The sequence below is a fragment of the Holdemania massiliensis AP2 genome (assembly GCF_000327285.1).
Taxonomy (GTDB): domain Bacteria; phylum Bacillota_I; class Bacilli_A; order Erysipelotrichales; family Erysipelotrichaceae; genus Holdemania; species Holdemania massiliensis.
Map to the genome: position 1 here is coordinate 1,135,214 of NZ_HE998567.1, position 23,367 is coordinate 1,158,580.

Genomic DNA, 23,367 nt, shown 5'->3' on the forward strand with positions numbered 1-23,367 from the left:
GACAAACGGGAGAGTGAAAAATGAAAGCGCTTGGCTTGGGATTGTGTAGATTGATGAAAGTAGATAGCAGCCAGCCTTTGCGGATTCTTTGCCATTTTGTTTCTTTTTCTTAACATTTTATGAATTCTGATTTTCGGCTTCTGTTTCCTGTTAAAATTAAACTAGAAAGGCAGATGATCACGATGAATTTCATAGAAAAAGGCACTGCGGGCATACTCTGTTTGACGCTGCTTGGAGCCTGTTCCTTTAGAACCGCCTCCGATGATCTTAAGGGTTCCAAGCCATTGGATGGGGATCCTTGTCTTTATACGGATGCTTACGCACAGCTGGATCCGCAGACGATTGAGCTTCAGGAAAGACAGGTTGAACTCATGCCGGAAGCGTTCACTGCTGAAACCCTGGCCACGCAGAGCACCGATATCGTACTGGCTTCTGTATGTTCGATTACCGGAGGCAGTAATTTCAATGAAGCAGCGCAAAGCTACGTTTCGCCTTTTACGCAGGGACAGCTGAAAATTATCAGAAGTCTGAAAGGCAGCCTGGAGGAACGGCAAGTTATCGCTTATGCCCGTCCTGGCGGGATCGTCAGTCACACGGACTGGCTTTTAGCCAATCCTGCATCAAATCACGTAAAAACAGATCAGCCTGAACCCGCTTATATTTATGAAAAGATCGCAGAGGACATCGACGTGGAAGTTGGAAAAGTTTATCTTCTCTATCTGTCCCGTTCCGATGAAACTGCACTGGATCCTGATGCTTATACCATCCTGGGCTATCAGGGAGGGATGCGCGAAATTCAAAGCCAAGGTCAGGCTGAAATTTCAGCGGAAACACCGCTTTCTCAAATTGAAGTGTACTCCAATGTGGATCAGCGCTGGGAACGGCTGGATTCCTATTTCCCTGGCTGATTTCCGATAACTCTGATTTCGCTAATAAAAGAAGAAGCCTAACGGCGATGAACATTAACAATCCGGTTTATCCGAGAATCAGCCTTTCCTGCTCACCCAACGATTTTACTTACGAAAATCCCTTAAAAATGGTAAAATAGAAGTAACCATTGACCTTTTGAAAGGGGAGTGAGTCTCATGTTTCAAGTTCAAGATTATGTCCGGTATGGCGCACGAGGTATTTTTCAGGTTGAAGAAATAATCAAAAAAGAACTGCGGCCACGGCATAAGGAAATCTGTTACGTACTCAATTCTGTTTATGGAATTAATACGAAGATCGTGACCCCAGCTTCTAATCCAATGCTGCGGCCTGTTATGAAGCGGGAAGAGATCGAGCAGATGATCGAAGAAATGCCGCGGTTGGAGTCTGAGTGGATTGATGATAAACGCACTCGGGAAGAGGTCTACCGCAAGATTTTAGCTGAAGGCGACGGCCGGAAGCTGGCGCAGCTGATCAAATCCATCTATACGCAGAAACAGGATAAACTGCGGGACCGAAAATCCATTTCCCGCAGCGATGCTGAAATTTTAGAACAGGCAGAAGAGCTGCTTCATGAAGAAATTTCCCTGTCTTTTCAAATAAAAAAAGAAGAGGTCGCTGACTACCTCCTCTGCCGATTAAAAGATCAATAAATCAGCTCACGGAAAAATTGCGTCTGACGCAGGATTTTCCGTTTTTTTACGCCCGGAAGACGGATTTTTTTCTTTCTTCATCCTCTTCTTCAAATGCATAATCATTCAGCTCTGGGAAATCCAGAAACTCGGTCAGCGTCATATTAAAACCCAAAGCGATGTGATGCAGCGTGCTGATGCGAGGATCTTTTGTGTTGCCCCGCATGATGTTATCCAGCGTCGATTGGCGCAGAGAGGACATTTTCGCTAAGCGGTGAATAGTGACTCCACCTCGTTGGCGGCACAAAGTTTTGATTCGATTTACAAGCATCTGCGAATATTCCATAGACAATTCCCCTCTCCTTGTTGATTTACTTGAAAAAGACTCGATTTCTATCATATCAAGTAAACGGTTCAATTATACCCGTATTCGGTTAATTCACCACTTTCCCTGCTCAAAAAACAAGAAGGATTCTGAAAATATTTTCAATTCAGCCGACTTTGTTCTCCTGACGTAAAAAGATTAGCCTGCCATTCCAAAGATGAACATGCAAGATTTTTCCATCAAGTTCCCAAACAAGCTGCATTCTGCTGAATCTCATCGCGAAAAAGACACTTGATTTGTCCTCCATCCTCTCTTTAGCATTCTCACTAAAAAGGATCCGGTTAATTTAAGCTCTGCCGTTTATCTGCTTTCTGACCGTGCGTGCAGTCAGTTTGAAAAAAAACCGGTGCATTTTGCATCAACACATCGGCTTCTTCATTTGACCACACAGGTCATATTCAGTAGTAGGAGATTGCGGGCAATCCGCAAATCGGCAAAGCAATATAAAGTAAATTTATTTCTTTAATATAGGCACCCACATTCTAAATCCGTCGGGAACACCCCCCTGCTCAAACCATCTTTCAGAAAAAATGTGTTCTTCGAAGAAAATACCTTTGCCACAGTCAAACTCATACTGATCTGTTTTATTCATAAATTCACCAAAGGACTCCGATGCTTTCATCATGCTAAGGGCTATATCCAAGTCTCCATTTTCATCGTATTGATTCAATACAACATCATTAACCAAAAACAGACCTTCTGGAGCCTCTTCAACTTGAAGTCCATGAAATACCTCTTTTTCACATTCATCTCCTATCAAAAACATCATAGCTACATATGGATGCGTTTCCAGTTCAGAAGCATTTTGATGTGGTGCTCCATTGGGATGATGGCCGATTGGCGCGAATCCTACATAGCGTCTGCCTGTTCTGTCACTCATGTTCTCAATGCACCATTCAGACATAAGTCCCCATGCTGCACTCTCGGGATTTTCACAGTCTACCCTAAACGCAATGACTTTCTCCTTGTGATGTTCTTCAATTTTGACGATAGGTGTTTTGTTCATAATTAATTCTCCTCCTCTAAGGCTAACTTTAATAGAAAGCTTGGGAAAACAAAAATCAGAACCATTTTGCCGTATTTCGCTGGGCTTCTTTCCAGTCAGCTTTTTTACTGAACGGCTAAATGCAGCCGCCGAATCGTAGCAATATTTCGCCGCTATATCAATAATTCTTTCATCAGTATTACAGAGGTCAAAAACTGCACCGTCCATTCTTCTTTGTCTAACATATTCAGAAAAAGTCATATCTGCGACAAGAAGAAAAAAGCGCTGAAAACTGCTCCTTGACATTCCTGCACATTGCGATGCCTGATCAAAATCAATCGCTTCCAAAATATGCTCTTCCACATATTCAATTGCATTTGTTAATCCTTGAAAATAGTTCACTCTTATCACCTGGAATTGATTATACCATGCCAGTCTGCTTATTTCTTTGCAGGAAAAAGCAAATCTTGCATATTCTTGCCTAATGTCTAGATCATCGATTCTATTCTCCATAATGAACTCCCTTTTTCGTTGAAAGGGAAGCCAGCTTGCAAATATATTATACCTCTGCACCCCGATTCAATATCGATGCTGCAATTTCCCATGTACGCAAAAACGCCGCCCATGGTTTCCAAGGGCGGCGTTTCGTCGTAGGTTGGCGACGGTATTTTTGAATAAGTTTCTTAGAACTTACAACTCGGGTCAAAGTTCATCTTTTTCTGATTATTGAAGGTATTGAAGATAGGATGTGCCGTTTTCCGGAGCACTGACGCCAAAGAAATCGCAGCACGTGGCTCCGTTGTCAGACATCGTGCGCCGTGTACCGATCCGGACGCCGGATAAGCCCTTGCGATAGATCAAAAGCGGGACACACTCACGTGTATGCCGGCTGCTGCCGATATTCGGATCATTGCCATGATCCGCCTGAACGATCAGAATATCCTCCTCGGTTAACAACGGCAGGATCCGCGCCAGTCCCGCATCCGCCTGTTTCAGGATCCGCACATATTCGGCACTGTCCTGCGAATGTCCGGCAAGATCTGTTTCCTGAACATTGGTGCAGATAAAGCCCGTATCCATCTTCTGCAGTGCTTCATAGGTCAGCCGCAGACATTCTTCGGTCGGAACACAGGATATACTCGTTCCCAAGTCATTGGCGACAATGTCCGCAACCTTGCCGATCAGCATGCAGGGAATTTGCGCCTTTGTCAGAATCGTCGGTACCTGCACCGCTTTGTTGACGCCATAACCCAAATGACGGCATTGATAACCTTGTTCATAGGATTTGGATTTGGCTGAAGCGATGCCGATGTACCGCCCCTGCTTCATTTCTTCTGCCTGATAGAGATCCTGCATCGTATTGCCGGTTCCGCCGAAGACGATCACCCGGCCGACTGTGACCACCTCGCGCACTCGCTCGGCAATTTCAACCTCGGATTCAAAAGAGATGAAATCCAAAGGGGCTGTCACGTTGTAGCACATGCCCAAATCGGCTTCCAGGTTATCCGCAATCGTGACGAATTCATCGCAGACGACATACCGCAAGTTCTGCCGATGAATGATCTTGACCTGATGTCCATGATCTTTCAGATGTTGAGCGACAAGATCCACCTTTTGCTGGAAGGGGTGCACCTCCGGTTGTCGGGGCAGCGTCCCCATGATTTCCTGATGTCCCATAAATGTATCCGCGCCGAAGTGCATCAGTTCACTCTTCCCAAAATTGGCTTGGTGATTGAATTTCATCTGGGCGCTTTCCGCTCCATAGGCATTCATCAGACCCAGTTTTTCCAAGGTGGGCAGCTTCAGCTCAGGATGATCGTGCAGAAGGCTGCGAAGTGTATTAGCCTTTTCATCGCCTGGCCGCACGGCTTTGGCATCCGCCATCGCGCCGATACCGAAGCCATCCAGCACGATAATAATAAATCGTTTACTCATGGCTGGATTCCTGCGTCTTCAGGCAGTTTGGGCATCCTGAATGCTCTCCGCCAGAATTCTTAAAACTGTTTCTGCCCCGGCCCGATTCGGATTGATGCGGATCATCGTATCAGCATAGGTCGGATCGGAGCGAAGGAAGGTTCCGGACACCCGGTAGAACATCGGCGCTAATTCATATTTGGATTCGGCACCGACAGGATTAGGCAGGGCGCCATGTTTTTCAGCAGCCGCCAACACCTTTTTCGCAATCGGTTCCCTCAGCTCGATCAGCAAGACTTTAGACTGGGCGTTGGCCAAGTAGGCATTTTTAATACCTGCGATTTCCCCTGCTTGAATCCGGCTCAGCGCTTCTTTGGCCGCCTGATCTGCCAAGGCAAGCATGACCGGCGCTAGGGTGAGCCCGCGCAGAACCTCCAGCGCTTCCCATCCCTGTGTTTGACTGCCGCCGGAATAGTGCATCTTCCGAATCCGTTCAATATATTTTTGCTTTCCGACCACGCAGCCGATGCCTTCCGGCCCCTGCAGCTTAAAGGTGGAAAAGCAGGAAAGATCCGCACCGCATTCACAGCCGATCCGATCGACTTTCATTACGCCGTAATTATCATCGATCAGCACCGGAATGTCCGCCATTTGTTTGATTACGGTGATGACTTCTGTCAGATCATACCGGTCGTCGATCTTCTGACGGCTGTGCTGAACCAGCGCGCCGCAGATATCCGGATTTTCCTTCAATGTCCTCACGATCGCTTCCTGGTCATTGAAATTCGCCTCCACCGCAATCAGACCAAACATTTCAAAGCTGGTCTGCGTTGTCGAATAGGCCGGTGCCTGATGAATCAGAATTTTGGCCTGTGGTTTCACCATCGCGCTCAGACCATAGCGAATCGCACCGGTTCCGCTGCCGCGGACTAAAATGCAGTCTTCCGCACCGAAGAAGGCGGCGATCGCCTGTTCGGCCTTCTGTGTCGTCAGCGGTTGATTGCCGGGCTGGCGGACGCCCAGATCTCCGCGCGTCAGACTCTCGGATCCGCTGAAATACCGGGTGATGCAGTCGACCAGCCGGAATTGTTTCTGCATGGCCTGCTGCAAGGTAATATTCTCTAATGGATAAACGTTCATACACTTCCTCCTATATTTCGTAACCGTCGATAAAATAATTGTTGAGATCCAGGAAATAACGTTCGATCAGGGCATCATGAACTTCCTCAAGCTGCTCCCCTGCATGCAATAACCGTGCGATCTTCTCCGGCTTGCTTTCACACATCAACAAGGTCGCTGTTCCTAATGCTGCCTGCGGCAGGGACAGGGCTGTCGCATCGGCTAAATTGCAGACCCGGACATAGCCTTTTCCGGCAGCCTGCTGGATGCGCTGCGTCGATTCGTCGAAATGGCCGAACAGCGAGTCGCCAAACCCATTGCGGTCTATTGGTCCTTCGCTGATCATCAAGACATCGCACTGTGCCAGAACTTCTTTCAAATAGACTGTCAGTTCTGCGCGCGGAGCCAACGGATCCATGATGTCAATGATCTGTGTTTTTAAAGGCGGATAATCCCGATCCGCCAGAATCAGCCCGGTTTCTTCAGCCGGTTCAATGCCGATTGAAGCACGAATGGCCTGATACAGAATCTTTTTATCCCGCGCCATGAAGCCGATCGAATTGGATGCCGTCATGTTGTCCGTGTTCGGCTTGAGCGATTGGGGACGATCAGCTTCGATCAGCTTGCTGATAAAGCTCAGGATATTGACGCTGATCGCCGGCGCCAGGACGCTTCCGCCGCCGTCATTGCCGATCCCCAAATCGTTGATCCCGGCGAACACGTTGATCGCGGTTCCGGATGAGGAGCCGGACATCCACCGACCGCTGATCGGGTTGATCAGCTGCGTGTCAACTGCCCGGCCCGCCAGCTGGGATTTTTTATCAATCGTATGCAGTGTAAACCCGGCTGGTTCCAGCTTGTGCATCAAGCTGTTGGGAATCGATTTCACATTTTTAATCCCCACTAACAGCTTGGCAGGATCGGCTTCCAGCACCCGAACCACGGAACCATAAGGATTAAGCAGCGCCGTTTTATGCTGCAGCTTATAATTTTCTTTCATGGTTACTCCCAATTCACCTTGATTTCTTTGCCCATCGCATCGTAAAGACCGCTGATTCTTGGTGTCCCCTGATGGAGTCCTTCAACGATCGCAACCTGCGAGCGGGTCGTAAAAATCTGGGCCCTAAAACACATCAGCGCGGTTTCGGAAACTGTACAGCGGCCGTCAATTTCAAAATGATAGTCAATCGAATCATCATCCGGAGCCGCAATCGGAAGCAGCCTGGCCTGCGCTGGATCAGAACCGACTAAAACATGCGCCATGTGCCCTCGCCGATAATAACCGCCGCCGTAGCAATACGCTTTATCCTTATAGTTGTGTGAGATTTCAGAAACATAGACATATCCGATATTCTCTGGCTGCGGTTCAGCTTTGTGCAGCGGTGTCGTTCCCGTTAAGCCATGTCCGGGTTCGCCGTTATTGCCGCCTAACTGACGGATGAGCGGAATCGAAGTGCAGCAGGTGGCACTGGGAATGTTGATCAGAAGCGGCTGCGAGCTTTCCGCCTGAATTCGCTGCAGTGCCCGAAGCAGGCCGTTGACGTTGCTTGTCGCTTGAATTTGTTTGGCTTCCTCATTGTAAAGCAGTGCCGGGAAAACGGTAATTCCGCCTAAGCAGACATGCTTCAGCGTTTTCAAATAATGCAGGATTTCCGGCAGTTCGTCACTGAAGAAACCGGCAACCTGACCCGAATACAAGCTGGCATCCGCATCCGTGATCCGCAGCATCAGCGGCTGAATCACGTTCAGCTCAGCGGCAGCCTGATTGATCTCCGCGATCTTTTCCAAACTGTACACCGTCATGACGTCCGGCCGGGCGGCGACGATTTTTTTCATTGCCGCTTTGGGCGTCTGAACTAAATGTCCGACGTTGCCTAGATGGACGCCATGCTCGATCATCAGCAGCGCTTCCTTGTAGTCCACGGCGACACAGCCGTCAAACCCCAAAGCTTCCAGGTGTTTCGCGACGACGGGGTTGCGGCCGAGCTGCTTGAGCATGAAGAATAATTTCACCTCATTTTGCCGGGCCGTTTCGAGCATCTTTCTGCCGTTTTCGACAATCGTATCAAGATCCAGCAGATACGTATCGGGAAGGATCAATCCCTGTTGGTGAGCGTGAAAGGCGAACTCGATCAGTTTTGAATTATTTTGCAGACAGGACTTCAAAAACATAGTTTACCTCCACTCGTTATTCAGAATTCGCGCCGGATTGTCCACAAGACACCGTCTTATCTGTTCCTCTTTCGCCCCAATTTGTTTTAACAGCGGAACAATCTCTTTCATCACGCTCAGGTAGCCGGCTTTGCCGTGGCTTGTAAAATACGTTCGGCGGGAAATATCATTGCTGAAAAGCAGATGGTCGCCATACCCCGCTTCGATGATTTTTAACGCATTGCGGGCACGCGTTTCATCCGGCATGTAGGCTTTCTTACCGCATGTGTCAAACGCGATATTCACGCCGTATTCCAACAGAAGGGCATGATATGCGCTATCGTCGATCAGATCCTGATGACCGATGATGATCTTATCCGGATCGACGCCCTCCGCAAGCAGCGTTTCAATGGTTTCCACTGCGGTAAAGCGGCTGGTATGCGTTGACACCGCGGCGCCGGTAAGCCGGCTGGCGATGCCCGCCGCCTGTAAAATCTTTTTTTCTTCCCCTTCGAACCGATCGGGGGACGAAGCGATTTCGGCGATAATCCCGGCCTTGATTCCAGTATCGTCAATCCCTTCCATTAGTTCCCTGATGTACACCTGCGCAATCTGCTCTGGCGAGGCTTCCTTGAGCCATTCCGGATGGTATTGGGTTAAATAGAATCCGGTCGCGGCAATGATGGTCAAGCCCGTGTCCTGACTGATCTGCTTCAGCTTGCAGACATCCCGTCCCAGATCAATCGTGCTGACCTCCACCGCGGCCTGGACGCCCAGCGCCATCATCTGTTGAATTTCCGGCTCGACTTCTTCCACAGTTTCAATCTTACTGATGCCGTCATGCCGGACGCGATCCAAATCAACAATAAAGTGTTCATGGCACATCGTAATGCCGAGTTCTTCTTTTTCGATATCGTTTGTTACCGTACGGATCATTGCATAACCTCCTTAAATGAAAGAGGCATCCGAAGATGCCCCTAAATCAATACCCGCTATTCAGGTTTTCCTTCAGATTTATCAAGCAGTGCCTGCACCAAGGCTGGAACAACTTGTTCAGTATGCGTTTTCACATACCCAAACGCCTTATGATTGCCTGAATAAATGAGGTGACGAATCTGTTTTTCATTTGGACAATTGCCTTGCTTGGAAACCGTCAGACAGTTTCCATACCCCAATACCATAATCGCTGTCGCAATTGAACCGCCGCCTCCGGTCATACAGCTTCCTAAGTAAAAATCCACATTGCCGCTTTTGACTTTGCGGGCCGCGATCATATCCGGGTCTAATGCGGTTTCGACAAGACCTGGGAATTTTTTCTCAATAATCTGTTTTGTCTGTAAAGCGGTTAATCCGCAGCATTCAATTTTTAACATAAGCAATTCTCCTTTTTTATTTCCTTACAACGCGACAAATCCCAAAAAGATCATGATGTTGAACAGAATTCCAACAGCGACAGCCGCTAACGGACCCACAGCTGACTTCGGAATGCGCTGGCCGGTTACATCGTTGAGCACGAAGAAGCCGCCGACGATCATCAGGCCGACCGCGCCCCAGGTTGCATTGGCTGCCAAGAATGAACCAGCAACTAACGCTAAACCGATACAGGAAACCATGGCATCACGAATATAATCGCCACACTTGGACAGCTCCGGAAACTTCGAGAGTCCTTTGCCCAAAAGTCCCAGCAGCTGAATTTCTGCAAATTCGGCAACGAAGCCGAAGATTGGCGCCAGCCACCAGGTCGGTGCCAGACAGCCCACCAGCATGACGGTCGTCAGACCGACCGCCTGATAAACGCCGGTGGCCAGAGCGGTCGATACGATCAGCGGAATAAACGCGATAATAACGCCGATCATCGCCAATTCAAACGTGCCCATATTGCCTGCCAGAACGGCCGAGGATAAAACGTAAGGCTGATAAGCCTGAGCTAAGACATGGATGCCTAAAGCATTCAGCGCACCCTGGATGCACAGATAAACCCAGTTGCTCTTAATCCGGTTGGCATTCTTCGTAAACAGGTTCTCAGTTTCTGAATCGTTTTCCACGCTTTCAGAATTCTTGCTTCCCTGGATTGAATAGACCAACAGGCAGATCATGCCGGCCAGCATCGCAAAGGTATACGGATACAGACTGACGGAAATCGAACCCAGATTGACAGCGCCGACAACCGTGCAGAAAATGTAGACGACCGCTTCGATTACACCCGTTGTAATTCCCTTTTTAGCCCCGAACTGGCTCGCGATCGCAACCGCAGGGAACATGCAGAATACCGGCAGCGCCGGGGAGCTGATCTGCGTTAAATCATTCAGGAAGTTATACGGCAGAGCGGTGAAGGCAGAATTGATGAAGCTGGTGCCGAAGGCGCACAATGCCCCATAAGCGCCGCCGATGATTAATGCCACCCATTTGTTCGGCGACCAGGCGCCTAAGCAGTCCGTCGCGATCAGCGTCAGATGACAGGCGATCAGACCCGTGCCCAACCACTGGCTGAACCCGGCTAAGACCCAGCCGAAACCCATGCCGGTAACGACTACGGCAAACTCAGCACGCGTCATCCGGCCTTCCATCAATTCCGGAAAGACGGGTCGGGCGCCGTCGTTGAAGTTGGAAATACATTTGTGCGAGAGCAAGCTTGCCCAGGCACAGATCGCAATCAATACGATCGCACGAAACGGCAGTGAAAATTCAAAATTAGTAATGATTCCTTCCATGTTTACCTCCTCTTACTAATAAGATTCCCCTTAATCCAACTGCGGCTGTTCCTCATTCAGCCGGGCAATCAGATTATTTATGTGAAGCAGCGCGTAATCTTGTTCGGTTTCATTCAAGCGATTGCGCGCCGCTGCCATAACATCCTGTAACATTTCTTTTGATTTTGGATAACTGTCCAAGCCTTCCAGCTCGGCCTTAACTTCCGGCGGCAGCGGCTCAACTTCTTCCCCGCTTACTGCACGGCCAAAGGCGGCGCAAAGATGCGCGATAAACGTATCAGCGTTTTCTTCCTGCAGGATTATGTGATACTTCGTGTCAAACATTGCGATAATCGCCTGGATATCCGCAACATCTTCCGGCTGAATCATGCCGCCTTCCAAATACAAATTCAATCTTTCCGTAAAATCCATCTTTCTCACTTTCCTTTCTGTTTGTTTCTTACCGGGGAATTCTTGTCTTTTTCGACTGGCATATACTTTAAGCCGAACAGCTTATCCGTCAGCCACAGACAAAGCTGATCGGAAAACTGTGTGATGACAATCGCAAGCGAACAGGTAATGATCAATGCGATATAACTAGTTACACTTCCCAGTTGACTGCAGCCGTACATCAGTAAGCTGACGATGATGGCGACAAACAGCATCCGGACATATTTTAATTTTCGCTGAGTCGGTAAATCCAGCACCATCACCCCATGGCAATGCGTACATTCCCAAGCTTTCCGCAGTTTCATCGATGCGACGGAATGAGTTTTTCCGCATCGGTAGCATTTGATTTCTTTCATCTCTCTCACCCAATATACAATATTCTGTATTTACAATTTCAGTATATCCCCAGCAAGTGAGAAAGTCAACAAGCAAAATACATTTTCTTGTATTTTGAATTTAATCTGGATTGTTTACCTTCATGGAAGGTTAAGCCTGGTTTTTCCTTTCCCTGCGATTTGAATAACCCGCTATGTTTCTTTCGGTTTTAAAGCCAAGAAAAAAACGCCGTTCAGCGTTTTCGGATCAACTATCATTGAAATCAACTCAATTGACTTAATAACTCGGCGTGATTTTTTCTTCCAAAACCAAACGCTGGATATTCAGTACCGTTTCCACATCGACCAGTTCCTTGATCAAAGAGGAAATTTCATTTTCCTTGGCTACGACCAGCACGGCTTCCGTGTTGTCCAGATTTCCGCTCTGAATCGGCTGGGTATGAATTTTGACATGCTTATCGTTGGCTTCGTCTATATTCATGACGGTCGCGTCAATATCACCGGAAATGATGCGCTCAATGATTCGCGAATATTCAATCTCGATGAACTCGACCTTTTTCCCCCGGCATACTGACTGTGTCAGTTCTTTCTGGTCAATCGAGGTTGAGTCGGTGCCCACCTTCATACCATCCTGAATTTCATTGACATTCGGATTGTGGAACATGATTACGTGGCTGCTCAAATAAGAACCCGGGCCAAATCCGAGGACAATTTCAATTTTATCCGGATATTTTTCACAGAAATGATTGGCGGCATAGCGGGAAACAACCGCAAAATCATAGCGTTTCTGCAGGACCATGCTGATGCGGTTGACGGACCCACGCATGTAGGCCAGGTTGATCGGCAGGTCATAATTGTTCTCCATCGACGCGATCAAGCCGGAGGCCAGCCCTTCGTAGCGCTTGCTGTAAGGAAGCGGCATCGTCCCCAGCAACATCCGCACACCGGCAAATTTCAGCAGCATCCGCATGTTCTTTTTTACAATGTAGGAGCCAAGATGCCCCTTCGATTCAATTCGTACAGCTTCGTGATTAATCAACGTTTTGATTGCATTTTGAACCGTTCCCCGGGCTAATCCCAGCGATTCCACAAACTCGCTGACTGTTGGAATGCGTTCTCCAACCGAATATTTCAGCAGCTCGCGGGATACCTTGACGGTGGCAATCGCATTTTTTCCCATTAAATCTTCATAGTACATCATCGTTTATCTCCGTTTATTCAGTCCTCGAATGAAATGAATTCTGTCTTCTTTTCTTGTTATTTTATCATCAAAATGACTAAATTCAAAGCCGGGCAACTTCCCAGCCTGAAATTTACCTCTGCACTGCTTTCTCGCCGCAGCGCTGCCAGCTTAAAATCCGTTGGCAGAATTAAGATCCTAAGTATTCATCGATCTGAATCGCCAGCAGAAAATTCTGGGAATCCTGTGGGTTCTCACTGAAAAAGCCGCTGATCTGACGGGCTTTCTGAAGTCGATATGCCAGTGAATTCCGATGCAGATGAAGTCGTGCCGCGGTTTGCGATGGACTGCACTGACATTGCAGATAGAGCTTAAGCGTTTCCAGAAAATCGGTCTGATGCAGCTGATCAAAATCTTTCAGCCGCTGAATCCCAGGATGAATAAAATCCGGCAGGGTCAGCGAGCTGGGGCTGGAAAGCGAATGCAGCAGCGTTTTAAAATAAAGATCTCTGAAAAGATATAACCCGTTCGTCTTACTGATTACGCTCAGCCCACCCTGAAGCATCGCGACGATAACCGGACAATGAATCAGACTGTCCAGCGGATCGCTGAGAATCATCAAAGTTCCGGATTTGACAGCCAGCTTGTCTAGCGCTTGATGATTTTTTGTTTCCCAGCTAGCAGGATCAATGAGAAAATAGAGATCATTTTGGTGCTGAAAGGATTCAATGACATCAACACAGCGCACTATTTCTTCATGATAATATTTCAGCGTACAGGTTTTGCTTTTGGGGATCTGACTTAGCAGCAGACAAAAGCGGCGGTTCTGCAGCTGTGGGAACGGCTGAAGGCGAAGCTGCAGAAGCTCAGGATGCAGAAACCGGCGGTACAGGATATCCTGAATCAGCAATTCAAACTGCGTATCTGCTTTTTCCGCGGCATTGTTCGCCTTAAACAATTCAATCTGCAACAGCAGCGCCAGCTGATCCAGGATCCGGACATCATTCTGCGTAAACGGACGGTTCAGCTGGAGAACTTCAATTCCGCCTAGCAAATGCGGCAGGGAACCAATCGAACAGCTGATCAGTTTCAGCGGGCCGGCATCATAATCAATAATCTGGGCGCAGCGGATATGATGTTCGCTGAAATGCATAATCGTTGCTTCGACATGATAGAGATACTCCGGATGCGGTTTTCCATGAATTAAGAAATGATCGAAGATCGCGTTGCCGCTGGGCGTTTGCGGACAGGAGTAAATCAGCGAAAACGTTTTATCTAGAATATGGATCGGATTCTGGATATATTGGTAAGCTGTTTTCACGAGCGCTTCAATGCCTCCGCCCTTTCCGGCCGCCTGCTGCAATGCAGAAATTGCTTGGGCATAGGCTTCGGCGTCGGTCAAAAGCATGGATAGGACCTGATATAAATCCTGAGCGCTGCCGGAATGATAAACGGCGGCATTGCATCCTGCGCTTCCCCGATCCTTCATCAGAAAGAAGCTGTCGGAAAAAGCTGACGGATCCAGCACGAAGGATTCCGCCTGGATATACAATGTCTGCGGTGTCAGCACCGCGGGCTTCGCAAAGATCAGCTGACAGCGGAGGATCGGCATATTGCCTGAATTTTGCGGAATTGAAATTGAAAAATCATTTCTAATCTTTTCGAGCAAAGCTTTAACCTGCATCCTTACGCCCCCCTTTTTCTTTATTTTATCATAACCTGGACGTCCTTATCTGGATTTTCGGCATTTTGCACAAAATCCTGTGTGAATAATCTAGCAATCAGATGATGAAGTGTAAGCCCTTTGATTGTTAAAATACTAACATAAGAGGAGGAAAGAATTATGGTCAAAATTTCACGGCGCGACTTCCTGAAGGGAAGCGGCGCCACGGCTTTATCACTCATGGCCGCGGGGTTAGTCGGCTGTTCGACAGAAAACGAAAAAACCCCGGAGGTCACTACACCGGCCCCTTCTGTCGAAAATGACAAGATTGCCGCAGCGTATCTCAACATCCAGCGCGATGACTACCGGACGCATACCAAAGAATTGAAAACGCTGTTTTCACCGCTGACTGTCGGTTCGCTGCAGCTCAGCCACCGCATGGTGAAATCTGCCGCTGGTTCGGCAACTTACCTGGCCGGACTGACGGATGAACTGCTTCAATATTATGTCAACTTCGCTAAGGGCGGCGTGGAGATGATCTATGTTGAAGGCATCACAGCACTGGAAATTCCGGCTGATGGCAGCGGCTACAGTGCTGAAACCCTGGCTTTCGGCAAAAAGCTGGTCGAAGAATGTGCGAAATACGGAGCCAGCCTGGGCTATCAGTGGGCTCAGTTTGGTGCTGGGGAAAACGAGATGACTGCAGAACAGATTCAGGCGATTGAAGACCGCGGTGCTCAAATCGCCAAAGGCATGCAGGAGCTGGGCTTTAAAGCGTTTGAAATCAATGCCGCCGGCTTCAACATGGGCGAGCATTTCCTGTCCCGCTTTTACAATACCCGTACTGATGAATATGGCTGCACCACACTGGAAAACCGCGCCCGTTTCGTCACCGAATGCATCACCAAGATCAAGCAGGCCTGCGGTGATGATTTCAACGTTCAGATTCTGATCGATGCGATTGAAGAAAACGACAACGTCGCCAACAACCCGACGCTGATGACGCTGGACAACGCCGTAACAACACCGCGGACGAAAGTCACGACCGTTGAGGAAGGCATTGCCTTCGCCAAGTTGTTTGAAGCGGCCGGTGCTGATTCCATGCATCTGCGTTTAGGTCCATTAGGCCATCATGTTGCGCAGTTTGGCAGCGATCTGTACTTTATCTTAAATGGAATTGAAGGCGCCTCCGGCTTCGGTACGCAGTTTGATTTCAAGAAACATTGGCAGGGACAGCTGATCGGCGATACAAGCGGCGCCGGCATGCTTCTGGATGTCGCGGCGCGTTATAAAGCTGCCATCAGCATTCCATGCGGCGTTGTTACTTACATGGATCCGGCACATGCCCCAGATTTCTTTGAACAGGCGCTGGAAGACGGCAAGGCTGATTTCTTCTTGATGACCCGGCCGTTAACCGTAGATACGGAGTATGTCAACAAGCTAAAAGAAAACCGGCTTGATGAAATTGCGCCGTGTACGCGCTGTCTGCACTGCCATATCGGAAGCAATGAAGCCAATGCTATGGCGGGATACTGCCGCGTCAATGCGATGACGCAGCGGGTCATGCGCGAAGGCGGCCCGGCAACCTACGAACTGCCGCCGATCGAAAAAGCTAAAAATGTCATGGTCATCGGCGGCGGTCCGGCCGGCATGGAAGCTGCCCGCATCGCGGCAGCCCGCGGTCACCATGTCACCCTCTATGAAAAGAAAGGCACACTGGGCGGATTATTGGATTTTGCCCACACCGTGAAAGGCCCGCACGAAAACCTGCAGGATTTCAAGAACTACCTGATCCGGCAGCTGGAAATCACCGGAGTTAAGGTGGAAACTGGGGTTGAAATTGATGCTGCTAAGATTCAGTCTGAGGCTCCGGATGCACTCATCCTGGCCACCGGCGGTCTGCGCGATACCCTGACAGTCAACGGCGACGGCAGTGCTCCGGTTGTGGACATCGAGTCCGCCATGTTTACCGAAATGGGCGAAAACGTCATTGTTTACGGTTCCAATGCCCAGGCCTTCGATATGGCACTGTGGTTAACCGTACATAAAAAGCATGTTACGATGGTCACCCCGAACGCGGCGGAAGAGCTGGATATGCAGCAATCTCAGCATGCGATGCGGATGATGACGACGGCCTTGTATGCCCTGGGCTTCAGCGCCTGGCCAAAGGCTTCGATTCAGTCTGTGAATCAGAACAAAGCTGTCATTCTGACAGAAACCGGTGTGGAAATGGAAATTGCCTGCGACGCGATTGTCAACGGAGCGGACATGCTGCCAAACACCAGCCTGCTCGAGGGGATCGCAGTCTCAGAAACCTATGCGATCGGCGACTGCGCTCATCCGTACAACATTGCCAAGGCGATTCATGCGGGCAATGATGCCGGCCGGACAGTTTAAGCTGTTCCCGAACAGAAACGGATCCGAATTTCAGCGTGTAAGCCTCATTTTGGCTTAAGCTTCAACGTTCGAAACGCATCCAAAATCAGTCCAATCATAGAAAAAAACAGGAAGTCAACCCAATCCGCGTTCTTCATCGCTGAAGCGGGACACTTCCTGTTTTTCTTTTTATTTCTTTTCATTGAACTGTCTGAACTGAAATCAAAGCCGGTTCACATCACGGCAGCCATCACTTCGAAATCGAGTGTTTTCAGCTTTGCGCCGTTGACAATCAAGGTAATGGAATGCCGTCCTGGAACATGCTTTCTCACGCTCGTATCGGCAAAGGAATGCTTTCTGGCATATGTCCGTTTTTCCTTTTCCTTTATCGTGAGCTCAGAGATCTTGAAGATTTTGCGGCTGCGTTTTCCCGATGCCCTAACATAATCAATGGCATACTCCAAGCGCACTTTCACCGCTTTATGAGCTTCGATCTGAAAGCTGAAATTCAGGTCTTCTCCCAGCTGAATGGATGCGGATGAAAGTCGAAAATCCGCAACCTTCACACTTTCCTGATCCGCTAAGCCAAACAGCGCCAGGGCCTGGGCATTGCCTGTTTTCAACAAGGTCCGGCAGCCATATTTAACGATCCAGTTAGTGATTTCATTTTCCCCATACCATCGGTAAGCCGTTTGAAGGACCAACTCGGGATGTGTTTTGGATAGATCGTTCAGGTTGTTCGCCACGCTTTTCTGCACATAGGGAGCGGGATCGGCTTTCAAGAGCTCCAAGATCTTCAGCACCGGAAGCGGATCCTGACGGAAACAGTTTAAGACCTGACCCCAAGGCAGCAGCGGCCGGCAGCCTTCGCTGGCAAGCCGGCGGACATGTTCACTCGGATGCTGCGTCCAGCGTTCCATCTGCCGCATCATTCGCGGCTCATCGTTCAGAATAAAGGCTCTGACCGCAAACTCCCCGGTGGCGATCGGCGTCATTTGTTCCAGCGCCGCCATCGAAATATCCCAATCCGCTTCCTTCTGACCAAAGACCTCAACAAAATCAGGAAGACATAACAAGGACAATCCGTTGACGGTAGGCGGATATCCGGCGGCAACCTGACTGAGAATTGAAACCGCCCGACGATAATCCTGCGGCAGAGATTGCCCCAGGGTAAGCGCAATCTTGCGGATGCGGGCTTTGAGTGGCAGTGTTTCCCAAGGCTCGCGCAGCCCATCGCTGACAAACGCACGCACCGCAAACGAGGGATCGATTTGGTTGATTCGCGTGGCTAATTCGTACAGCGATTGTTCGTTTATTTTGTTCTTCATCAATTCCGGCATGGAGTTCTCCTTATACTTCGCCTATTTCTGGCAGCTGAAATAATCCTGGCTTGAACATCCAAAGAAATACGGCGCTTCCCTTTATCCTTCCACTGTGTGCTTATTCAATCGTGCATACGGCGCGGATCTGTCCGGCCTGAGCGCACATGACCTGCAGCTCAACCGTTGTTGGCACTGGGGCCCGGATAATCCATTCCAACTGCTTACGCATCGCTGCAGTTTGGCCATAGACGCTGGAAAAGGACAGCTCGGTCTGATCCAAAGCATAGCCCTCCAGCGCTTCAATTTCACTTTGCGCCTGTCCCTGGATAATCTCTGCCCCGCTCAGCTCTACCCGGATTGGTTCCGCCAGTTTCATCTGCCTACGCTGAGAGCTGATATAGGTCGGCAGATACCCATGATTGACGATTTCAGCGCTCAGCTTCACAAAATCATGGCCTAATGGCTGCGCCTGGAAGCGACGAATGACGAGTCTTGGCAGCAGACGAACCTGACGCAGCGCAAACCGCGTCGCTTTCTCGCATTCCTGTTTCAGATAAGCCGGCGGACAGTTCTGAATGGTAAACTTGTAATCCAGACCGCCGATTTCTACTTGACCAAACTGCGGATGATCCCACGCCGTCCAGGGCTTCCAGGCCTGCGGACAATGCGCGTCGATCCACTTTAAAGTCAGTTTCTGCTGGCGTAAGCGCTCCGCTTCGCCAAGATCTGGATCCAGCTGTTCTTCCACCGAGATTCCAGCTCGGCTTTGACAATCCCACAGCTCCGCTGTCACCGCAAAAATACCACGATTCAGATAAGCCCAGTCGTCACCGGCCCCGGCGGCATAGTCTTCTTCCGTACAATGAAATCCATCGTACAGATTCAGCAGCGGATATCCCATTTCTTCTTTCGCCAGCGCGCCGATCGCATGAACAATCTTACGGTCCAGCGGCTCCTGCTGCGCTTCTGAAAACGGTCCCGGCGGATTGAGAATCATGCCGCCGCTGGTATGATGGGTGATCATCACGCCGACATTGGGATGCGCGATCAGAAAATCAGCCACAGCGCGGGTTTCCGGATTATCCAGCGGATAATTGCCGGCGCCGGGCTGTTCCGGTTTCCACCAACATGGATAATTACGGTTAAAGTCCAATCCCCACAACGCTGGTGCGGCTTTCAGCACAGAATCCGTTTTTCCCTGAAGCATCCCTTCCGGCATAACGGTATAAAACACGCCCTCGATTTCATCCGGACGGCGCCGGCGCAATAGCCGCGGTTCTTCCTCATCCGTCGCCCAGGCTCCGTCTTCATCCGCAATCCGCATCCAGCGGATCACGCCATCCCCATCCAGATCCTGCCGGACAACCCCTTCCGGAGCTTTACCCGAAGGTCGGTTGACCGAGCGCAGTGCAGCCGGGGTTTTCAGATAGACTTCTGCCCCATCCGGCGAAATCCGCGGAATAAAGGTAAAGGTATAGGTCTGCAACAGCCTTGCGATCTGCGGATCATCATGCATCGTCAGAAGAACATCCAGCTGATGCAGTGCCGCCATCGAACCGGTCACTTCCCCGGCATGCGTATTGCCGTCAATGTGCTGCGCCGGTTTCTCATCAAAATTCCCGGTGCCAAGATCCGTGACTTCCACAGCCCACAGTTCGCGCCCTTCCGGCGTCTGGCCTAAGCTCTTCAAGTGCATATACTTCGGATACTGTTCTTTAAAGTAAAGCAAACGTTCAGTCAGCTCAGCATAATCTGCGTAATGATCGTAAGTAAATGTTGTTCTCATTCCGTCATCTCCATTCTCATGAAATCAGTGTATCACTGTTCGATTCCCTCGGCAAAACAAATGTGTTTTAAAAAAAACATAAAATAAAAAACCGGCTGTAACCGGTTTGATTAAAGTTTAATCGTTAATACGTTCAAAACACCGTACAAAATCAGCGTGATCACCATTGCCCAGGACAGAAAGAACTGCTGGATCAAAACCCAGGGATTCGCCTCCCGGCGGATGATGATCCGCTGATGCCGATTGCGAATCAGCGCGGCTAACGCCAACGCGTAGATAAGGATGCAGCTTAAGCCGATAATCCAGGAATACTGAATCGGCACGCACTGCAAAGCCACCGTCTGCAGGTTGATCGCAATGTGGATGATCAGCGCCGGCAGGATCGAATTGAAGCGCATTGTGACGACCGCCAGAAAAACGCCCAGGAAAAAGGAAGGCAGAATACTGATCAGATTGCCGTGCATCAGCGAAAATAACAGTGAGCTGGCAAAAATGGCAAAATAATTGCCCATGCGGCCAAAGCTGCGCAGACACACACCGCGGAAAATAAATTCCTCGCATAACGGAAAGATCAGAACAGCCTGAACAACACTTAAGATGACTGCCGGCAGCTTACCCTGCACAATCATTTCCGAAGAAGCGAATTGAATATTTGACCAGCTGAGCACCAAAGCCAAAATCCCGACGATGAAGGTTAAAAGCAGATTCAGTGCCAGACCGATCAGAATCAGTTCGAGAATTTCCCGCCATTCACCTTGGCAGGCGCCGAAAAACCGTCCGGTTTTGATCTTTTTCAGCGCGGCATACACCTGAAACGGAAGAAGCATGACGACTAAGGTCACAACGATCCGGATTCCCATTTCCGCAGCCTGCCGGTCCACGGTCTGATAATACGGTTCCAGAATTGGAGTCAGCCACTGATATCCGAAGATCACCCCGGCCGCTAAGGCAAAAACGACCAGAAACGTTAAGCCGATACCATTGAATTCCCGACGCAGCTGACGCGGCGTTACCGTCTGAACAACACGCTCGCTCATTGTTCTCCCTCCTCTAAAATCTTTTGAAACTCGACTGTATAGCCGTCGGGATCCTGAATGAAAAAGGAATACACCGCAAACTGCGGATGCCGCTGCGGCGCACGAACCCCTTCAGTTCCTTTGAATGTTTCATAAAGCCGATCCACTTCGGCGCAGTTTTCACAGTTAAAGGAAATGCACGAATAAGCCGGAAGCTCAAAATGATCCGTTTCGACAAATCCCAGATATCCGTATCCGCTGTCGTAGATATGACAGCCGTTTTGGATATGCCAAAGCTTTAACCCTAATTGCTGAATATAAAAAGCATCTGTCGCGGCCAGGCTGCGGCATTGATAAAAGACGACCATGGATTGCATAGTAATTCGCTCCTGTTCTCTGATGCAGAACTGTCTTAAAGGCTTTTTTATTATCGCATATTTTTTTCAGAATGAAAATAGCGACCCTTGCTGCTTTTCCTGCTGTTTTCGTAATTTAAGTCCTGGTTCTTTCGGTTTTACAATCTTTACCTGAATTCACCGGGTTGATTTCCAGCTTTGATTTTCCCCGGCATCTGGCTTATACTAAGGCTATTCATGGACATTGAAGGAGGAATCCGATGCAGAAAGAAAAATGGGAAGCTCAGCTTCACGAGGCTCAGACGCAGCGCGATCAGTTTCACCGTAAAAATTCACAGATCGCCGTGCTTCGCTTCGCTTTGTTTATCCTTAGCGCGTGGTCTTTTTTTCAGCTGGTGGACGGCCGGTACGGATACGGGCCGATCTTCGCCGCCGGTCTGGCAGGCTTTTGTCTGGCGCTGTCAGCCCATCAGAAAAACCATCGACAGCTTTTGGAAAAGGAAGCCCGGATCCGTGTATTGACACGCTGCTTAATGCGTTTTAACGGCCAGTGGCAGCAGGAACCGGACACCGGGGAGGAATATTTATCCCCGGATCAGCCGGCAATGGCCGATCTTGACGTCTTTGGACCGCGTTCCTTGTATCAGTTCTGCTGCATGGCAATCCTGCCGCAGGGCCGTCAGGCGTTGGCTGCTTATTTTCAGGACACAGTTTCGGCGGATCAAATCCGGCAGCGTCAGAAAACGGTTGAAGCTTTGATTCAGGCTCCGGACTTTATGCTTGAGGATTGGACATGTACGTATGCCCTATCCCCACAAACCGCCGCGGCCCTCGCTTACGCCAAACTTGTTGAGCTGGTTCAGCCGGTCAGCCTGCCGATTCCCGCCTGGTTTATCCGTTGGATGCCGGCGGTGACGCTGACCTTGTTGGGATTAAGCCTTCTGCGCTGGATCTCACCGCTGTGCTTTATCCTCATCTTCTTTGTTCAGTCCGCGCTGGCCTTGTTTTCCTTGGGCTATGTGCACCAGCGCCTGCAGGCCGTGGCCAAAGTGAGACAAGGACTGCAGAATTCTCTGACCCGCTGTCAGAAGCTGGATGCTTCACCCCTTTCCAGTCCGCTGATCGATTCGCTGAAAGTCCAGCTCCGCCAGCCCAACGGCTTATTGAAAGGCGTCAAACAGCTGGACCATCTGCTTAGCCGGTTGTCCTTGCAGGCCAATCCGTTTCTCTATCTGCCGGCCCAGCTTTTCCTTTTATGGGATCTGCAGTGCGTCCAGACATGGAATCATTGGCAGGCTCAGGCTGGGCAGACCTGGATTGTCATCATGAACCAGCTGGGTGAGTTGGAAGCGTTGGAAGCGTTGGCGATGATGGCACTGACCCATCCGGAAACCTGTCTGCCGCAGTTTCATGAGACCCCAGCCCCAGTGCTGACCTTTACTCATCTGACCCATCCGCTGCTCAATCCCGATCAGGCGGTAGGCAATGATTTTACGCTGGATCATTCGCTGACGCTGGTCACCGGTTCCAACATGTCCGGCAAGACAACGTTTATGCGCACGGTCGGTCTGAATCAGATCCTGGCTGCAGCCGGCGGACCCGTCTGCGCCCAAAGCATGACGACCTGCGGTTTTACGGTACTCACCTCAATGCGGATTCGTGATGATGTCAATGAAGGAATTTCAACGTTCTACGGCGAGCTGCTGCGGATCCGTAAGATCATGGATGCAATCCGGCAGGAAACACCGATGCTGGTGCTGATTGACGAAATCTTTAAGGGTACCAATTCCCTCGATCGGATTGACGGCAGCGCTCAGGTGTTGAAGCACCTGAATCATCCGTGGGTGCGGGCGATGATCACGACGCATGATTTTGAACTTTGCGAGCTAAAGGAAAAGGCTGGACTGTCGCTGGTCAACGTTCATTTTGAAGAACATTACCAGGATCAGAAGATTTTCTTTGATTACAAACTGAAACCGGGCCGCTGTACCCAGCGCAATGCGAAGTATTTAATGAAAATGATCGGAATCACGGATTGATTTTCAGGGTATTTAGGATACAATAAATTCATATAGATTGG

21 protein-coding genes are annotated in these 23,367 nt (G+C 49.5%); 4 read left to right on the forward strand and 17 right to left on the reverse strand.

Features of this window, described 5'->3' with window-relative positions; all coding sequences use genetic code 11:
- Nucleotides 1–182 precede the first annotated feature (182 nt).
- Complete coding sequence (locus tag BN162_RS05340) at nucleotides 183–908, forward strand: hypothetical protein (protein ID WP_147612147.1); 726 nt, start codon at nucleotides 183–185, stop codon at nucleotides 906–908.
- Between the two features lie 177 nt (nucleotides 909–1,085).
- Nucleotides 1,086–1,580 (forward strand): CarD family transcriptional regulator, encoded by a 495-nt coding sequence (locus BN162_RS05345; protein WP_020224057.1) that lies wholly within the window; start codon nucleotides 1,086–1,088, stop codon nucleotides 1,578–1,580.
- A 46-nt stretch (nucleotides 1,581–1,626) separates the two neighbouring features.
- Here the strand turns inward: BN162_RS05345 and BN162_RS05350 are convergent, their stop codons facing one another.
- The 13 genes from BN162_RS05350 to BN162_RS05410 form a co-directional block, all read right to left on the reverse strand.
- Nucleotides 1,627–1,905 (reverse strand): helix-turn-helix domain-containing protein, encoded by a 279-nt coding sequence (locus BN162_RS05350; protein ID WP_020224058.1) that lies wholly within the window; start codon nucleotides 1,903–1,905, stop codon nucleotides 1,627–1,629.
- A 493-nt stretch (nucleotides 1,906–2,398) separates the two neighbouring features.
- Nucleotides 2,399–3,442, reverse strand: coding sequence for a helix-turn-helix transcriptional regulator (locus BN162_RS17745; RefSeq protein ID WP_020224060.1), 1,044 nt, complete (start codon nucleotides 3,440–3,442; stop codon nucleotides 2,399–2,401).
- 210 nt (nucleotides 3,443–3,652) lie between these two features.
- A complete protein-coding gene (locus BN162_RS05360; RefSeq protein WP_020224061.1) occupies nucleotides 3,653–4,864 on the reverse strand; it encodes a phosphopentomutase in 1,212 nt (403 codons plus the stop codon).
- Nucleotides 4,865–4,882: 18 nt separating this feature from the next.
- Nucleotides 4,883–5,983 (reverse strand): aminotransferase class V-fold PLP-dependent enzyme, encoded by a 1,101-nt coding sequence (locus BN162_RS05365; protein ID WP_020224062.1) that lies wholly within the window; start codon nucleotides 5,981–5,983, stop codon nucleotides 4,883–4,885.
- Between the two features lie 10 nt (nucleotides 5,984–5,993).
- Nucleotides 5,994–6,962 (reverse strand): amidase family protein, encoded by a 969-nt coding sequence (locus BN162_RS17750; RefSeq protein WP_020224063.1) that lies wholly within the window; start codon nucleotides 6,960–6,962, stop codon nucleotides 5,994–5,996.
- Nucleotides 6,963–6,964: 2 nt separating this feature from the next.
- Nucleotides 6,965–8,134 carry an alanine racemase gene (locus tag BN162_RS05375; RefSeq protein ID WP_020224064.1) on the reverse strand — a complete coding sequence of 390 codons (1,170 nt, stop codon included), beginning with the start codon at nucleotides 8,132–8,134 and terminating at the stop codon, nucleotides 6,965–6,967.
- A gap of 3 nt (nucleotides 8,135–8,137) precedes the next feature.
- On the reverse strand, nucleotides 8,138–9,049 hold the full coding sequence (locus tag BN162_RS05380; protein WP_020224065.1) for a phosphotriesterase family protein: 912 nt from the start codon (nucleotides 9,047–9,049) through the stop codon (nucleotides 8,138–8,140).
- A 56-nt stretch (nucleotides 9,050–9,105) separates the two neighbouring features.
- On the reverse strand, nucleotides 9,106–9,486 hold the full coding sequence (locus tag BN162_RS05385) for a DUF2620 family protein (RefSeq protein WP_020224066.1): 381 nt from the start codon (nucleotides 9,484–9,486) through the stop codon (nucleotides 9,106–9,108).
- Nucleotides 9,487–9,510: 24 nt separating this feature from the next.
- Nucleotides 9,511–10,824: a YhfT family protein gene (locus BN162_RS05390; RefSeq protein ID WP_020224067.1), complete on the reverse strand. Its 1,314-nt coding sequence runs from the start codon at nucleotides 10,822–10,824 to the stop codon at nucleotides 9,511–9,513.
- A 30-nt stretch (nucleotides 10,825–10,854) separates the two neighbouring features.
- Nucleotides 10,855–11,235 carry a PRD domain-containing protein gene (locus BN162_RS05395; protein WP_020224068.1) on the reverse strand — a complete coding sequence of 127 codons (381 nt, stop codon included), beginning with the start codon at nucleotides 11,233–11,235 and terminating at the stop codon, nucleotides 10,855–10,857.
- Between the two features lie 5 nt (nucleotides 11,236–11,240).
- Nucleotides 11,241–11,609, reverse strand: a complete 369-nt coding sequence (locus BN162_RS05400) for a hypothetical protein (RefSeq protein WP_020224069.1) — start codon at nucleotides 11,607–11,609, stop codon at nucleotides 11,241–11,243.
- A 256-nt stretch (nucleotides 11,610–11,865) separates the two neighbouring features.
- A complete protein-coding gene (gene yhfZ / locus BN162_RS05405) occupies nucleotides 11,866–12,789 on the reverse strand; it encodes a GntR family transcriptional regulator YhfZ (RefSeq protein WP_020224070.1) in 924 nt (307 codons plus the stop codon).
- Between the two features lie 169 nt (nucleotides 12,790–12,958).
- The gene (locus BN162_RS05410) at nucleotides 12,959–14,452 is read right to left on the reverse strand and encodes a PucR family transcriptional regulator (protein WP_020224071.1); all 1,494 of its coding nucleotides are present in this window, start codon (nucleotides 14,450–14,452) and stop codon (nucleotides 12,959–12,961) included.
- Nucleotides 14,453–14,611: 159 nt separating this feature from the next.
- On the opposite strand from BN162_RS05410, the gene BN162_RS05415 reads away from it, so the two are divergent.
- Nucleotides 14,612–16,828 carry an oxidoreductase gene (locus tag BN162_RS05415; protein ID WP_020224072.1) on the forward strand — a complete coding sequence of 739 codons (2,217 nt, stop codon included), beginning with the start codon at nucleotides 14,612–14,614 and terminating at the stop codon, nucleotides 16,826–16,828.
- 212 nt (nucleotides 16,829–17,040) lie between these two features.
- Here the strand turns inward: BN162_RS05415 and BN162_RS05420 are convergent, their stop codons facing one another.
- The 4 genes from BN162_RS05420 to BN162_RS05435 all read right to left on the reverse strand — a co-directional run bounded on the left by BN162_RS05420 (nucleotide 17,041) and on the right by BN162_RS05435 (nucleotide 21,308).
- On the reverse strand, nucleotides 17,041–18,147 hold the full coding sequence (locus BN162_RS05420; protein WP_020224074.1) for a DNA alkylation repair protein: 1,107 nt from the start codon (nucleotides 18,145–18,147) through the stop codon (nucleotides 17,041–17,043).
- A gap of 100 nt (nucleotides 18,148–18,247) precedes the next feature.
- A complete protein-coding gene (locus BN162_RS05425; RefSeq protein WP_020224075.1) occupies nucleotides 18,248–19,915 on the reverse strand; it encodes a M14 family metallopeptidase in 1,668 nt (555 codons plus the stop codon).
- Between the two features lie 110 nt (nucleotides 19,916–20,025).
- Nucleotides 20,026–20,952 carry a CPBP family intramembrane glutamic endopeptidase gene (locus tag BN162_RS05430; RefSeq protein WP_020224076.1) on the reverse strand — a complete coding sequence of 309 codons (927 nt, stop codon included), beginning with the start codon at nucleotides 20,950–20,952 and terminating at the stop codon, nucleotides 20,026–20,028.
- The gene (locus tag BN162_RS05435; protein WP_020224077.1) at nucleotides 20,949–21,308 is read right to left on the reverse strand and encodes a VOC family protein; all 360 of its coding nucleotides are present in this window, start codon (nucleotides 21,306–21,308) and stop codon (nucleotides 20,949–20,951) included. The genes BN162_RS05430 and BN162_RS05435 overlap by 4 nt, the downstream gene beginning before the upstream one ends.
- Nucleotides 21,309–21,547: 239 nt before the next feature.
- Here BN162_RS05435 and BN162_RS05440 point away from each other — a divergent pair, with 239 nt between their 5' ends.
- Nucleotides 21,548–23,326: a MutS family DNA mismatch repair protein gene (locus BN162_RS05440; RefSeq protein WP_020224078.1), complete on the forward strand. Its 1,779-nt coding sequence runs from the start codon at nucleotides 21,548–21,550 to the stop codon at nucleotides 23,324–23,326.
- The last annotated feature ends 41 nt before the right edge of the window (nucleotides 23,327–23,367 follow it).